At 52.3% G+C, this 15141-nt stretch carries 16 protein-coding genes; 6 read left to right on the top strand and 10 right to left on the bottom strand.

Annotated elements, in window-relative coordinates:
* Window positions 1–37: 37 nt before the first annotated feature.
* A complete protein-coding gene (gene thiI / locus C4F37_RS13965; protein WP_000668687.1) occupies window positions 38–1486 on the bottom strand; it encodes a tRNA uracil 4-sulfurtransferase ThiI in 1449 nt (482 codons plus the stop codon).
* 205 nt (window positions 1487–1691) lie between these two features.
* Between thiI and xseB the strand changes: the two genes are divergently transcribed.
* From xseB to yajO, 4 genes are read left to right on the top strand one after another with little or no spacing between them, the layout of a single operon-like run.
* Window positions 1692–1934, top strand: coding sequence for an exodeoxyribonuclease VII small subunit (xseB, locus tag C4F37_RS13970; protein WP_001124935.1), 243 nt, complete (start codon window positions 1692–1694; stop codon window positions 1932–1934).
* Window positions 1934–2833, top strand: coding sequence for a (2E,6E)-farnesyl diphosphate synthase (ispA, locus tag C4F37_RS13975; protein ID WP_000347220.1), 900 nt, complete (start codon window positions 1934–1936; stop codon window positions 2831–2833). Before xseB ends, ispA begins: the two co-directional genes overlap by 1 nt.
* A gap of 24 nt (window positions 2834–2857) precedes the next feature.
* The gene (gene dxs, locus C4F37_RS13980) at window positions 2858–4720 is read left to right on the top strand and encodes a 1-deoxy-D-xylulose-5-phosphate synthase (protein ID WP_001538379.1); all 1863 of its coding nucleotides are present in this window, start codon (window positions 2858–2860) and stop codon (window positions 4718–4720) included.
* A 54-nt stretch (window positions 4721–4774) separates the two neighbouring features.
* Window positions 4775–5749 carry a 1-deoxyxylulose-5-phosphate synthase YajO gene (gene yajO, locus C4F37_RS13985; protein WP_001356966.1) on the top strand — a complete coding sequence of 325 codons (975 nt, stop codon included), beginning with the start codon at window positions 4775–4777 and terminating at the stop codon, window positions 5747–5749.
* A gap of 53 nt (window positions 5750–5802) precedes the next feature.
* Here the strand turns inward: yajO and pgpA are convergent, their stop codons facing one another.
* The 6 genes from pgpA to nrdR form a co-directional block, all read right to left on the bottom strand.
* Window positions 5803–6321, bottom strand: coding sequence for a phosphatidylglycerophosphatase A (gene pgpA / locus C4F37_RS13990; RefSeq protein ID WP_000154044.1), 519 nt, complete (start codon window positions 6319–6321; stop codon window positions 5803–5805).
* Window positions 6299–7276 (bottom strand): thiamine-phosphate kinase, encoded by a 978-nt coding sequence (thiL, locus tag C4F37_RS13995; RefSeq protein ID WP_000752121.1) that lies wholly within the window; start codon window positions 7274–7276, stop codon window positions 6299–6301. Before thiL ends, pgpA begins: the two co-directional genes overlap by 23 nt.
* A 77-nt stretch (window positions 7277–7353) precedes the next feature.
* Entirely contained in the window at window positions 7354–7773 is a 420-nt protein-coding gene (gene nusB, locus C4F37_RS14000) for a transcription antitermination factor NusB (RefSeq protein WP_000801125.1), read from the bottom strand.
* Window positions 7774–7792: 19 nt separating this feature from the next.
* Window positions 7793–8263, bottom strand: a complete 471-nt coding sequence (gene ribH / locus C4F37_RS14005) for a 6,7-dimethyl-8-ribityllumazine synthase (RefSeq protein ID WP_001021161.1) — start codon at window positions 8261–8263, stop codon at window positions 7793–7795.
* Between the two features lie 88 nt (window positions 8264–8351).
* On the bottom strand, window positions 8352–9455 hold the full coding sequence (gene ribD / locus C4F37_RS14010; protein ID WP_001150440.1) for a bifunctional diaminohydroxyphosphoribosylaminopyrimidine deaminase/5-amino-6-(5-phosphoribosylamino)uracil reductase RibD: 1104 nt from the start codon (window positions 9453–9455) through the stop codon (window positions 8352–8354).
* A 3-nt stretch (window positions 9456–9458) separates the two neighbouring features.
* On the bottom strand, window positions 9459–9908 hold the full coding sequence (nrdR, locus tag C4F37_RS14015; protein ID WP_000543535.1) for a transcriptional regulator NrdR: 450 nt from the start codon (window positions 9906–9908) through the stop codon (window positions 9459–9461).
* Window positions 9909–10058: 150 nt separating this feature from the next.
* Between nrdR and C4F37_RS14020 the strand changes: the two genes are divergently transcribed.
* Together C4F37_RS14020 and tsx are read left to right on the top strand one after the other, a co-directional pair.
* A complete protein-coding gene (locus C4F37_RS14020) occupies window positions 10059–10598 on the top strand; it encodes a DUF3251 domain-containing protein (protein ID WP_001538377.1) in 540 nt (179 codons plus the stop codon).
* A 298-nt stretch (window positions 10599–10896) separates the two neighbouring features.
* Entirely contained in the window at window positions 10897–11781 is an 885-nt protein-coding gene (gene tsx / locus C4F37_RS14025) for a nucleoside-specific channel-forming protein Tsx (RefSeq protein ID WP_001295827.1), read from the top strand.
* 37 nt (window positions 11782–11818) lie between these two features.
* On the opposite strand, the gene yajD is transcribed toward tsx, so the two are convergent.
* The 3 genes from yajD to secD all read right to left on the bottom strand — a co-directional run bounded on the left by yajD (window position 11819) and on the right by secD (window position 15125).
* On the bottom strand, window positions 11819–12166 hold the full coding sequence (gene yajD / locus C4F37_RS14030) for an HNH nuclease YajD (protein WP_000974813.1): 348 nt from the start codon (window positions 12164–12166) through the stop codon (window positions 11819–11821).
* Between the two features lie 129 nt (window positions 12167–12295).
* Window positions 12296–13267, bottom strand: coding sequence for a protein translocase subunit SecF (secF, locus tag C4F37_RS14035; RefSeq protein WP_000046637.1), 972 nt, complete (start codon window positions 13265–13267; stop codon window positions 12296–12298).
* Between the two features lie 10 nt (window positions 13268–13277).
* Window positions 13278–15125, bottom strand: a complete 1848-nt coding sequence (secD, locus tag C4F37_RS14040; RefSeq protein ID WP_000934823.1) for a protein translocase subunit SecD — start codon at window positions 15123–15125, stop codon at window positions 13278–13280.
* Window positions 15126–15141: the final 16 nt, after the last annotated feature.

Here is a 15141-nt window from a genome sequence, read left to right on the forward strand (position 1 = left end):
CGTCGCATCTGACCAGATGCGACGTTACAACCACATATTACGGGCGATACACCTTCACATTGTTAAAGCCCTGCTCGCGCAGATAGAGCGCCTGCAGGCGGCTCATCACCCCGCGCTCACACCACAACAGCCAGGTTTTGCTCTGGTCGAGATCGCCAAATTTGGTGCTCAGTTTATAGAACGGCAGAGAAACCACATCAATCCCTTCGACTTTCAGTGGCTTATCTTCCTGTTCATCGATAGAACGGATATCGAGGATCACGTCGTTCGGGCCGAAGCCATTGACGGTTTCCACTTCCACCACTTCCTGCTCGGTCTGCTGGGCGATTTCGCGGATATCAACGTTATTCGCTTCCTCCACCACTTTATCGAGAATGCTGAAGTCGAACTTCTCTTCTTCCGCTTCAATCTTCGATTTAACCGCTTTCACCGTCGGGCTTTTGGAAATCACGCCGCAATATTCCGGCATCGTGCGGGCAAAGTCTTCGGTGCCAATCTGGCGAGCCAGGTTGATGATGTGCTCTTTGTCGTAAGAGATCAGCGGACGCAGGATCAGCGTATCGGAGACGTTATCAATCAGGCGTAGGTTGGTCAGCGTCTGGCTGGACACCTGGCCGAGCGCTTCACCGGTAACCAGCGCCTGTACGCCGTAACGTTCTGCCACTTTGGACGCGGCACGCACCATCATACGTTTGAGGATAACGCCCATCTGACCGTCGTCGATTTTCTCGAGAATTTCCCCGACGACCGGTTCGAAATTAATAGCGACAAAACGCACGCGGTGGGAGCTGCCAAAGCGGTTCCACAGATAATGCGCCACCTGACGTACGCCAATTTCATGCGCCGCGCCGCCGAGGTTAAAGAAGCAGTAATGCACGCGGCAGCCGCGACGCATCAACATATAACTGGAAACACCGGAGTCAAAACCACCGGAAATGAGCGACAACACATCTTCCTGGGTGCCGATCGGGAAACCGCCAATACCTTCGTAGCGGCCTTTAATCAGCAGCAGACGATCGTCTTCCACTTCCAGATGGACAGTCACTTCCGGATTGGTCAGCTTCACGCGCGCGGATTCAATATGCTGATTTAAACCGCCGCCGACGTAACGTTCCACATCAATCGAGCTAAAATCATGTTTGCCGCGGCGCTTCACGCGTACGCAGAAGGTTTTGCCTTCCAGCTGATCGCGATATTGAACCAACGCTTTCTCGAAAATATCGTGCATGTCTGTAAACGGCACGTCTTCGACTTCGAGAATATGGTGGATACCCGGAATACGGGTCAGGGCGTCGCGAATAGCCAGACGCTGGTTTTCATCTTTTGCGCGAACTTCGATGTTATCCCAGTGGCGGACGACAGCGAGCGTCTCATCATAGTGCTTTAAAACGTTACGAATGTTCCCGGTAAGGATTTTTATAAAGCGCAAGCGCACAGATTGGCTTTTGATGGTGATTTCCGGGAACAATTTAATGATAAACTTCATGGCGGCAATGGTTCGTTGGCAAGCCTTAAGCGACTTGTATAGGGAAAAATACAGCAGCCCACACCTGCGGCTGCATCCAGGCGCGGAAGTATACCACTAACATCGCTTTGCTGCGCACATCACCTTACCATTGCGCGTTATTTGCTATTTGCCCTGAGTCCGTTACCATGACGGGGCGAAAAATATTGAGAGTCAGACATTCATTATGCCGAAGAAAAATGAGGCTCCCGCCAGCTTTGAAAAGGCGCTGAGCGAGCTGGAACAGATTGTAACCCGTCTGGAAAGTGGCGACCTGCCGCTGGAAGAGGCGCTGAACGAGTTCGAACGCGGCGTGCAGCTGGCACGTCAGGGGCAGGCCAAATTACAACAAGCCGAACAGCGCGTACAAATTCTGCTGTCTGACAATGAAGACGCCTCTCTAACCCCTTTTACACCGGACAATGAGTAATGGACTTTCCGCAGCAACTCGAAGCCTGCGTTAAGCAGGCCAACCAGGCGCTGAGCCGTTTTATCGCCCCACTGCCCTTTCAGAACACTCCCGTGGTCGAAACCATGCAGTATGGCGCATTATTAGGTGGTAAGCGCCTGCGACCTTTCCTGGTTTATGCCACTGGTCATATGTTCGGCGTTAGCACAAACACACTGGACGCACCCGCTGCCGCCGTAGAGTGTATCCACGCTTACTCATTAATTCATGATGATTTACCGGCGATGGATGATGACGATCTGCGTCGCGGTTTGCCGACCTGCCATGTGAAGTTTGGCGAAGCAAACGCGATTCTCGCTGGTGACGCTTTACAAACGCTGGCGTTCTCGATTCTAAGCGATGCCGATATGCCGGAAGTGTCAGATCGCGACAGAATTTCGATGATTTCTGAGCTGGCGAGCGCCAGCGGTATTGCCGGAATGTGCGGTGGTCAAGCATTAGATTTAGACGCTGAAGGCAAACACGTACCTCTGGACGCGCTTGAGCGTATTCATCGTCATAAAACCGGCGCATTGATTCGCGCCGCCGTTCGCCTTGGTGCATTAAGCGCCGGAGATAAAGGGCGTCGTGCTCTGCCAGTACTCGACAAGTACGCAGAGAGCATCGGCCTTGCCTTCCAGGTTCAGGATGACATCCTGGATGTGGTAGGAGATACTGCAACGTTGGGAAAACGCCAGGGTGCCGATCAGCAACTTGGTAAAAGTACCTACCCTGCACTTCTGGGTCTTGAGCAAGCCCGGAAGAAAGCCCGGGATCTGATCGACGATGCCCGTCAGTCGCTGAAACAACTGACTGAACAGTCACTCGATACCTCGGCACTGGAAGCGCTAGCGGACTACATCATCCAGCGTAATAAATAAACAATAAGTATTAATAGGCCCCTGATGAGTTTTGATATTGCCAAATACCCGACCCTGGCACTGGTCGACTCCACCCAGGAGTTACGACTGTTGCCGAAAGAGAGTTTACAGAAACTCTGCGACGAACTGCGCCGCTATTTACTCGACAGCGTGAGCCGTTCCAGCGGGCACTTCGCCTCCGGGCTGGGCACGGTCGAACTGACCGTGGCGCTGCACTATGTCTACAATACCCCGTTTGACCAGTTAATCTGGGATGTGGGGCATCAGGCTTATCCGCATAAAATTTTGACCGGGCGCCGCGACAAAATCGGCACCATCCGTCAGAAAGGTGGCCTGCACCCGTTCCCGTGGCGCGGCGAAAGCGAATATGACGTATTAAGCGTCGGGCATTCATCAACCTCCATCAGTGCCGGAATTGGGATCGCAGTTGCTGCCGAGAAAGAAGGCAAAAATCGCCGCACCGTCTGTGTCATTGGCGATGGCGCGATTACTGCTGGCATGGCGTTTGAAGCGATGAATCACGCGGGCGATATCCGTCCTGATATGCTGGTGGTTCTCAACGACAATGAAATGTCGATTTCCGAAAATGTTGGCGCGCTCAACAACCATCTGGCGCAGCTGCTTTCCGGTAAGCTTTACTCTTCACTGCGCGAAGGCGGAAAAAAAGTTTTCTCTGGCGTGCCACCCATTAAAGAGCTGCTCAAACGTACCGAAGAACATATTAAAGGCATGGTAGTGCCTGGCACGTTGTTTGAAGAGCTGGGCTTTAACTACATCGGCCCGGTGGACGGTCACGATGTGCTGGGGCTTATCACCACGCTTAAGAACATGCGCGACCTGAAAGGCCCGCAGTTCCTGCATATCATGACCAAAAAAGGTCGTGGTTATGAACCGGCAGAAAAAGACCCAATCACCTTCCACGCCGTGCCTAAATTTGATCCCTCCAGCGGTTGTCTGCCGAAAAGTAGCGGCGGTTTACCAAGCTATTCAAAAATCTTTGGCGACTGGTTGTGCGAAACCGCAGCGAAAGATAACAAGCTGATGGCGATTACTCCGGCGATGCGTGAAGGTTCCGGCATGGTCGAGTTTTCACGTAAATTCCCGGATCGCTACTTCGACGTGGCAATTGCCGAGCAACACGCAGTGACCTTTGCTGCGGGTCTGGCGATTGGAGGCTACAAACCCATTGTTGCGATCTACTCCACCTTCCTGCAACGCGCCTATGATCAGGTGCTGCATGACGTGGCGATTCAAAAGCTTCCGGTCCTGTTCGCCATCGACCGTGCGGGCATTGTTGGTGCTGACGGTCAAACCCACCAGGGCGCTTTTGATCTCTCTTACCTGCGCTGCATACCGGAAATGGTCATTATGACCCCGAGCGATGAAAACGAATGTCGCCAGATGCTCTATACCGGCTATCACTATAACGATGGCCCGTCCGCGGTGCGCTACCCGCGCGGCAACGCAGTTGGCGTGGAACTGACGCCACTGGAAAAACTGCCAATTGGCAAAGGCATTGTGAAGCGTCGTGGTGAGAAACTGGCGATCCTTAACTTTGGTACGCTGATGCCAGAAGCGGCGAAAGTCGCTGAATCGCTGAACGCTACGCTGGTCGATATGCGTTTCGTGAAACCGCTTGATGAAGCGTTAATTCTGGAAATGGCCGCCAGCCATGAAGCGCTGGTTACCGTAGAAGAAAACGCCATTATGGGTGGTGCAGGCAGCGGCGTGAACGAAGTGCTGATGGCCCATCGTAAACCAGTACCCGTGCTGAACATTGGTCTGCCGGACTTCTTTATTCCACAAGGAACTCAGGAAGAAATGCGCGCCGAACTCGGCCTCGATGCCACCGGTATGGAAGCCAAAATCAAAGCCTGGCTGGCATAATCCCTACTCTACTCCTGCTATGCTTAAGAAATTATTCATGGCAGGAGTGGCAGCATGCAATACAACCCCTTAGGAAAAACCGACCTTCGTGTTTCCCGACTTTGCCTCGGCTGTATGACCTTTGGCGAGCCAGATCGCGGTAATCACGCATGGACACTGCCGGAAGAGAGCAGCCGTCCCATCATTAAACGTGCGCTGGAAGGCGGCATAAATTTCTTTGACACCGCCAATAGCTATTCCGATGGCAGCAGCGAAGAGATCGTCGGTCGCGCACTGCGGGATTTCGCCCGTCGTGAAGACGTGGTCGTTGCGACCAAAGTGTTCCATCGCGTTGGTGATTTACCGGAAGGATTATCCCGTGCACAAATTTTGCGCTCTATCGACGACAGCCTGCTCCGTCTCGGCATGGATTATGTCGATATCCTGCAAATTCATCGCTGGGATTACAACACGCCGATCGAAGAGACGCTGGAAGCCCTGAACGACGTGGTAAAAGCCGGGAAAGCGCGTTATATCGGCGCGTCATCCATGCACGCTTCGCAGTTTGCTCAAGCACTGGAACTACAAAAACAGCACGGCTGGGCGCAGTTTGTCAGTATGCAGGATCACTACAATCTGATTTATCGAGAAGAAGAGCGCGAGATGCTGCCACTGTGTTATCAGGAGGGCGTGGCGGTGATTCCATGGAGCCCGCTGGCGCGGGGCCGTCTGACGCGTCCGTGGGGAGAAACTACCGCACGACTGGTGTCTGATGAGGTGGGGAAAAATCTCTATAAAGAAAGCGATGAAAATGACGCGCAGATCGCAGAGCGGTTAACGGGCGTCAGTGAAGAACTCGGTGCAACACGAGCACAAGTTGCGCTGGCCTGGTTATTGAGTAAACCGGGCATTGCCGCACCGATTATCGGAACTTCTCGGGAGGAACAGCTTGATGAACTGCTAAACGCGGTGGATATCACTTTGAAGCCAGAACAGATTGCCGAACTGGAAACGCCGTATAAACCGCATCCTGTCGTAGGATTTAAATAAGAGTCCAGGCCTGATGAGACGTGACAAGCGTCACATCAGGCATCGGTGCACAACTACGACAGAATACCCAGTGGCCAGTGATGACCGATAAAATACAGGATGCCAGCGGAGATCACCCCGGCGACAATATCATCTATCATGATTCCCATGCCGCCATGTACATTGCGGTCAAACCAGCGGATCGGCCACGGTTTCCACATATCGAGGATACGGAAAATCACAAACCCGGCTGCGACCCACTGCCAGTCATTGGTCGGCAGCGCCATGAGCGTGATCCACATACCGATAAATTCGTCCCAGACAATGCTGCCATGATCGTGCACGCCCATGTCTTTCGCCGTTTGATGACAAAGATAGACGCCGATACAGATCCCCAGCATTACCACCAGCGAATAGAGCTGCCAGGGCAAAAAAGTCATCAGATACCAGAAGGGAATCGCCGCCAGCGACCCCATCGTGCCAGGAACGATCGGGCTTAATCCACTTCCGAATCCGACAGCAAGCAGATGCCACGGATTACTCATTTTCAGGCGACTTTTCGCGACATCTTTATGGCGTGGCAAAATGGTCATATCCTTTCCAGTCTAACGTGACAGGTTCGCCGTCACGAATAAAACAAAGCCCTTCGATATCGGCGGTCATTTGCCCGATACAGGTAAACGGTACACCCAGGTGTCCGAGAGCCACATCCAGCGCGCCACGGTTCAGTTCCGGCACCGTGAAACACAACTCGTAATCTTCACCGCCAGAGAGCGCCCAGCGCAGCGCCTGTTCCGGTTCAACATGGCGAGAAAGCGCATCAGAAAACGGCAGCAATGCCAGGTCAATACGTGCGCCGCAGTCGCTGGCTTTCACGATATGCCCGAGATCGGAAATCAGACCGTCAGAGAGATCGATAGCTGAATTTGCCAGATCGCGCAGTGCCTGCCCCTGTAAAATACGCGGCGACGGACGGAGATGACGTTTGATCAAGTAGTCCGCATCTTTAGCATCGGCAACCTGCAAACGGTTTTGCAAAATCGCCAGCCCGGCAGCGCTATCGCCCGGTGTACCGGTCACATAGATCCAGTCACCCGGTTTCGCCCCAGAGCGCGTTAAGGCTCGTCCCATCGGAACAAAGCCGTGGATACCCAACGTCATTGATAATGGCCCACGCGTGGTATCGCCGCCAATGAGTTGCATATCGTAATAATTGAGAAGATCAAACAAGCTGTTGCTGAAGGACTCAAGCCACGCTTCGTCTACGTCCGGTAAGGTTAATGCCAACGTCAGCCAGGCCGGATCGGCCCCCATCGCTGCCAGATCGCTTAGGTTCACCGCCAGTGCTTTATAAGCCAGATCAGCAGGATCGATATCAGGGAGGAAGTGGTTGCCCGCCACCAGCGTATCAGTGCTGATCGCCAGGGTCTGTTTCTCGGGGATATTGAGAAGAGCGCAATCGTCGCCGATGCCCAGTTCGACATCAAGACGAGAACTTCTTACACGGTCAAAATAACGGGCAATCAGGGAGAACTCGCCACATGCCATACGTTACGCCTCAGCAGATAAAAAAGAAAAGGCCGGCGATCATGGAACGGTCTTCCGTGAATCTACCGGCCTGGATATTACTTTTTGTTAGGGCGAATCACAGGTGCTGCTTTATCGAGTACGCCGTTGACGAACTTATGGCTGTCTTCTGCGCCGAAAGATTTCGCCAGTTCGATCGCTTCGTTAATGGCCACTTTGTATGGCACATCGCTACGTTTAGACAGCTCGTACAGCGCAATGCGCAGTACTGCTTTTTCTACCTGGCCCAGTTCTTCCAGCAGACGGGACAGGTACGGCTTCATCAGTCCGTCGAGGTATGCGGTGTTAGTCGCCACCCCGGCCAGCAGCTCACGGAAGTACAGGACGTCAACGTCTTTTACATCCTGTTCAGCCAGGAACTGGTATTCAACATCAGCGATGTCGTTCTGGGACAACTGCCAGGAGTAGAGCGCCTGGACGGCACACTCACGAGCGCGGCGACGAGCAGCAGGTTTCACGGATTTCCCCTTACTAATTTCAGGCCTTGATGGCTTTCAATACATTAATCATTTCAAGCGCGGTCAGTGCAGCTTCTGCACCTTTGTTGCCAGCTTTGGTGCCAGCACGTTCGATCGCTTGTTCAATGCTTTCAGTGGTCAGAACACCAAAAGCAACCGGAATTTCGCTGTCCTGGGCAACATGCGCCAGGCCGTTGCTTGCACCACCAGCGACATATTCAAAGTGGGCAGTGCCACCACGAATAACCGTACCCAGCGCAATCACCGCGTCGTATTTACCGGTTTTAGCCAGTGCACCCGCCGCCAGCGGCAGCTCATAGGCACCTGGCACCCAAACAACGGTAATGTTTTCATCTTTTACCTGACCGATACGTTTCAGTGCGTCAATTGCACCTTCCAGCAGGCTGTCATTGATAAAGTTGTTGAAACGCGCGATGGTGATGGCGACGCGAGCGTCCGGGGTAGCAACGTTAGCTTCAATAATGTTCATTTTCTTCCTTCGGGTTCGAGTATGGCCCCGCAGGGGGGCGGATTTTAGCATAATATTTCGTGCGCTGCTTCCCTTTCGAGCCGGGAGATCATGCACCCACTAAATGCAGGCAAACATCCGGGCCTACATGACGTATCTCTTTGAATTTAAATTGGGGAGCGTCGGCTAATTTCTCAAGCCCTGGCAGCGTGCATAATCCACGGGCGTCGTTGCCTAATAGTTTAGGTGCGATATAGACAATCAGCTCATCGACTAAACCCGCCTGTAGCAATGCGCCAGCGAGCGTTGGCCCCGCTTCCACCCAGATGCTGTTAATCTGCTGTTTACCCAGTTGCATCATTAGTACAACCAGATCCAGGTGACCTTTATGCTCTGGAATCAGCAAGGTACGCACCGTTTCCGGCCACTCACGAGAATCTTCCTGCGTACGCGCGAACCAGGTTTCGCCGGGCTGCTGCACAATGCGATGTTCCGGCGTCACGCGATTTTGGCTATCAATCACAATACGTACCGGCTGGCGGAGATTTTGTTGCGGGTAGAGCCCCTGAGTTTGTTCATCCAGTTCAGACCAACGCACTGTTAAGGCTGGATCATCCGCCAGCACCGTGGCGCTGCTGGTTAAAATGGCATGACTTTGCGCGCGCAGTCGTTGTACGTCGCGTCGCGCCTGAGGCGAAGTGATCCACTGGCTTTCGCCACTCGCCATCGCCGTGCGACCATCAAGCGATGCGCCAAGTTTTAACTGAATATAAGGAAAGCCGGTGCGCATCCGTTTGAGAAAGCCTTTATTCAATTGCTCAGCTTCACTCATCATCAGCCCGTGGCTGACGTCAATGCCAGCCTGTTGCAGACGGTAAAGTCCACGTCCAGCGACCTGCGGATTGGGGTCTTGCATTGCAGCAACCACGCGCGCCACGCCCGCAGCAATTAATGCATCACAACACGGTGGCGTACGACCATGATGGCTACAGGGTTCGAGTGTGACATACGCCGTTGCGCCTTTGGCTTTTTCGCCGGCCATGCGCAACGCGTGCACCTCGGCATGCGGTTCACCCGCTCGTTGATGGTAACCTTCACCGACAATTTCGCCATCTTTGACAATGACGCACCCGACATTCGGGTTGGGATGCGTGGTAAAACGTCCTCGTTGCGCCAGCTTTAGCGCCCGCGCCATGTAATACTCGTCCTGCACGGCTTAGTCCTCCAGGCGCGCGATCTCTTCGCCAAATTCTTTGATATCTTCGAAACTGCGGTAGACAGAGGCAAAACGGATATAGGCGACTTTATCGAGCTTTTTCAATTGCTCCATCACCAGATTGCCAATCATCTTGCTCGGCACTTCGCGCTCACCGGTGGCGCGCAGCTGCGATTTTATATGATTGATTGCCATTTCGACGTCATCGGAACTCACTGGACGTTTTTCCAGCGCCCGCAGCATTCCGCTACGTAATTTCTCTTCATTAAACGGTTCACGCACGTCGTTGCTTTTTACAACACGCGGCATAACCAGCTCCGCCACTTCAAAGGTGGTGAAACGTTCATTACACACCAGACACTGCCGACGGCGGCGTACGGATGAACCCTCGCCCACGAGACGAGAGTCAATTACCTTAGTGTCCACGGCGAAACAGAATGGGCAATGCATACGGCGTCCTGACCAGGTGGTTAACAGAAATCTATTTTACCCTGAACTGACGATACAACAAAGGCGCAACGCTTTTGAGATAAAGGATCGATGCTTTCACTGCTTTTACCCTCTACCATTAGGCTAATTGCGACGAGAAAGGGACGACCTATGAATACTAACGTTTTTCGACTGCTCCTGCTGGGAAGCCTGTTCAGCCTTAGCGCCTGTGTGCAGCAAAGTGAAGTGCGACAGATAAAACACAGCGTCAGCACGCTGAACCAGGAGATGACGCAGCTCAATAAAGAAACGGTCAAAATCACTCAGCAAAACAAGCTGAATGCAAAATCCAGCAGTGGGGTTTACCTTCTGCCTGGAGCAAAAACACCAGCAAGACTGGAAAGCCAGATCGGTACTTTACGTATGTCGCTGGTGAATATTACGCCTGACACAGATGGCACTACCCTGACGCTACGTATTCAGGGCGAATCCAATGACCCTTTACCCGCATTCAGCGGAACCGTTGAATATGGGCAAATTCAGGGAACAATAGACAACTTTCAGGAAATCAATGTGCAGAATCAATTGATTAACGCACCTGCCAGCGTCCTCGCCCCCAGCGATGTTGATATTCCGTTACAGTTAAAGGGTATGTCTGTGGATCAGTTAGGCTTTGTACGTATCCACGACATTCAACCTGTTATGCAGTAAACGTATTGCGGGGCGATATTGTGCGTCCCGCAACATCTTTTTCCGTCATTTTGTTACTCCGCTTACATCACCTGGATTGATAGTAAAAGTTTGCAACAAGGGTGAAAGTCAGTACAATCCCCGCCCGAATGTGTGTAAACGTGAACGCAATCGATTACGTAAATGATAGAACTGTGAAACGAAACATATTTTTGTGAGCAATGATTTTTATAATAGGCTCCTCTGTATACGAAATATTTAGAAACGCAATTTGCGCCTTTTTCACTCCCGCAAGGGATTTTCAAACAGTGGCATACATATGAAAAAAACATTACTGGCAGCCGGTGCGGTACTGGCGCTCTCTTCGTCTTTTACTGTCAACGCAGCTGAAAACGACAAACCGCAGTATCTTTCCGACTGGTGGCACCAGAGCGTTAACGTTGTCGGAAGCTATCACACCCGTTTCGGACCGCAGCTCCGCAACGATACCTACCTTGAGTACGAAGCATTCGCTAAAAAAGACTGGTTCGACTTCTATGGTTATGCGGATGCGCCGGTATTCTTCGGCGGTAACTCCGATGCAAAAGGTATCTGGAACCACGGTTCTCCGCTGTTTATGGAAATCGAACCGCGTTTCTCCATCGACAAGCTGACCAATACTGACCTTAGCTTTGGTCCGTTCAAAGAGTGGTACTTCGCGAACAACTACATTTACGACATGGGTCGTAATAAAGATGGCCGCCAGAGCACCTGGTACATGGGTCTGGGTACCGACATCGATACTGGTCTGCCGATGAGCCTGTCCATGAACGTCTATGCGAAATACCAGTGGCAGAACTACGGCGCAGCGAACGAAAACGAGTGGGACGGTTACCGTTTCAAAGTGAAGTACTTTGTGCCGATTACCGATCTGTGGGGCGGCCAGCTGAGCTACATCGGCTTCACCAACTTCGACTGGGGTTCCGACTTGGGCGATGACAGCGGTTATGCGAACAACGGTATTAAAACACGTACCAATAACTCTATTGCGTCCAGCCATATTCTGGCGCTGAATTACGATCACTGGCACTACTCTGTCGTTGCCCGTTACTGGCATAACGGTGGTCAGTGGAATGACGATGCAGAACTGAACTTCGGCAACGGCAACTTCAACGTTCGCTCTACCGGCTGGGGTGGTTATCTGGTAGTAGGTTACAACTTCTAATTGTGAGAATGCCGGATTTCATATCCGGCATTTTTTATCACTTCTTCTTGTTCATCATCGCTTTCAAATCAGCGAATGGGTTGTACTTCGCTTCACCGACATCTTTCTGCGCATCTTCCCCTGCGATAACGGTCGTACCATACTGATCCGCTTCGGTGTATTTCGAATGCTCATGATCGTGGCAATAGAGACAAAGTAATTCCCAGTTACTGCCATCTTCCGGGTTATTAGTATGGTCGTGATCAATGTGGTGAACGGTAAGTTCACGCAGGTTGGAATAAACAAACTCGCGGGAACAGCGACCGCAGACCCACGGATAGATTTTTAATGCTTTTTCGCGATAGCCGCTTTCTAACCGCGCATAGTTTTTTGGGATGATAGCCATGAAAAAGTTACCTGGATGAAATGTAGGGTTACGCGCAGTTTCCCAAGATGCGGGGATTTTCGCAATCACCTTACATCAAAAAAAATCCCGATCTTCTGACCGGGATTTTCAACATCAGCTGAAACTTGATTAAGGCAGAATTGACGGCTGATCCGCCCCTTCTTTTTCCACTTTCTGCTGCAACATGTGTTCGCGCTTCATACCCAGTTTCAGAGCCAGCGCAGATGCCACATAGATGGAAGATGCAGTACCGATGGAAACACCGATAAGCATGGTCAGCGAGAAGCCTTCCAGTACCGGACCACCGAAGAGGTACAGCATCAGGATAACCATCAAGGTAGTACCGGATGTGATCAAGGTACGGTGCAGCGTCTGGGTCAAGGACACGTTAAAGATTTCGTAAGGCGTACCGCGACGGATCTTGCGGAAGTTTTCACGAATACGGTCCGATACCACGATACTGTCGTTAAGCGAGTAACCGATAACCGACATCAACGATGCCACAATGGTCAGGTCAATCTCGATATGGAATAACGACAAAATACCCAGCGTAATGATAACGTCGTGCGCCAGCGCAATAACAACCCCTGCCGCCAGTCGCCACTCAAAGCGGAAACCTACGTACACGAGGATAGACAGCAGCGCCGCCATCAACGCCATCGCACCGGTTTGCGCAAGGTCTGCCCCCACGCTCGGACCGACGAACTCAATACGCTTCACTGCCGCATTCTGATTGGTGGATTCGTTAATCACCTTCAGAACCTGGCTGCCCAACACCTGACCGCCGGTTTCGCCTTCAGCAGGCGGCATACGGACCATGATGTCGTGGCTGCTACCAAAGTTTTGCAGCATCGGCTCTTCAAAACCGGCTTTTTGCAATGCATCACGCATTACGTCAATTTCAGCCGGTTTTTCGAGCGTAATTTCAATAACCGTACCACCGGTAAAATCCAGCCCCCAGTTAAAGCCGCGCACGCCCATAATAACGATAGCGGCGATTAACAGCAGACCAGAGATGCCGAAAGCCCAGTAGTCCCAGCGCATAAAGTCATAGACTTTACGGCCGTGGTTTAGTTGTTCAACAGTATATTCCTGTGCCACATCGCACTCCTCAGATTGACAGCTTCTTGACGCGCTTGCCGCCATATAGCAGGTTTACGATGGCACGCGTACCGACAATCGCGGTAAACATCGACGTCGCCACACCGATACCGGTAGTAATCGCGAACCCTTTAATTGCCCCGGTACCCACTGCATACAGGATGATGACTTTAATCAGCGTGGTGATGTTCGCATCGAAGATGGAACTGAATGCGCCACGATAACCTTCATCAATTGCCTGTTGAACAGTACGTCCGTTGCTCAACTCTTCTTTAATACGTTCGTTGATCAGTACGTTCGCATCGACCGCTACCGCAAGGGTTAAGACGATACCCGCGATACCTGGCATACTCAGCGTTGCGCCTGGCAACAGCGACATAATACCGACAATCAAGATCAAGTTGGCAATCAGAGCACTGGTCGCAATCAGACCAAACTTCTTATAGAAGATGATCATGAACAGAATAGAAACCAGCAGACCGGCAAGGCAAGCCTCCAGCCCCTGCTCAATGTTCTGCATACCCAGGGTTGGGCCAATGGTACGTTCTTCAACAATCTGAATCGGCGCGATCAACGCACCGGCACGCAGCAGCAGTGAAAGCTGACGCGCTTCGCTTGGGTTATTGATGCCAGTAATACGGAAGCTGTTACCCAGACGAGACTGGATGTTGGCGATATTAATCACCTCTTCCTGTTTCACCAGAACCGCACGACCGTTTGCATCTTTCTTACCGCTGTCTTTGTACTCCACAAACAGGGTTGCCATCGGTTTGCCGATGTTGTCCTTGGTGAAGTTAGACATGATGTTACCACCCGCGCTATCGAGCGAGATGTTAACCTGCGGCTGGTTGTATTCGTCCTGGCTGGAAGTGGAGTCGGTGATATGGTCACCGGTCAGAATTACGCGTTTGTACAGCACAACCGGCTGACCTTCGCGGGTCTGTTTCACTTCAGAGTCGCCCGGTACGCGACCGGATGCCGCAGCGGCCTGATCAACGTTGGTGTTTACCAGACGGAATTCCAGCGTTGCCGTCGCACCCAGAATCTCTTTCGCACGCGCAGTGTCCTGAATACCTGGCAGTTCAACAACGATACGGTCAGCACCCTGACGCTGAACCACCGGCTCCGCCACGCCAAGTTGGTTTACACGGTTACGCAGGATATTGATGTTCTGCTGCACCGCATATTCACGCGCTTCACTCAGACGAGCATCGCTCATTACCGCACGCAGCTGGTTGCTGCCCTGGCTGCTAATCACCAGGTCCGGATGGCGCTTGCTCAGATACGCAATGGCTTCATCACGAGCTTTAGCATCGCGGAAAGTGATGCTCAGGCCGTAGTTGTTTTCTTTACGAACGGTGGTATACGGGATGCCCTTTTCACGCAGGTCGCTGCGCAGGCTATCGATATTTTGTTCCTGGAGTTTGCCAAGCGCGGTGTCCATATCCACTTCCATCAGGAAGTGAACGCCGCCACGCAGGTCAAGGCCGAGCTTCATCGGCTCAGCATGAATAGCTGCCAGCCAGCGCGGCGTTGCCGGGGCAAGGTTAAGCGCCACGACGTATTTGTCACCCATAACGCCCATTAATGCTTCACGAGCGCGCAGCTGGGTGTCAGTGGAGTCGAAGCGCGCAAGAATAGCGCCCTCTTCCAGTGCCACAGACTTAGCAGTTATTTTTTCTTCTTGTAACGTTTTCTGGACCTGGATCAGCGTTTGCTCACTGGCGGCGACTCCGCGCGCACCAGTGATCTGAACAGCCGGATCCTCACCAAACAGGTTGGGAAGCGCATACAGCAGACCGATGACAATCACCACGATCAGCATGACGTACTTCCACAAAGGATAACGGTTTAACACGGCAATTCCCTTAGGG

Origin of the sequence: Escherichia sp. R1, from assembly GCF_003000935.1 — a bacterium.
In the GTDB taxonomy this organism is placed as follows: domain Bacteria; phylum Pseudomonadota; class Gammaproteobacteria; order Enterobacterales; family Enterobacteriaceae; genus Escherichia; species Escherichia coli.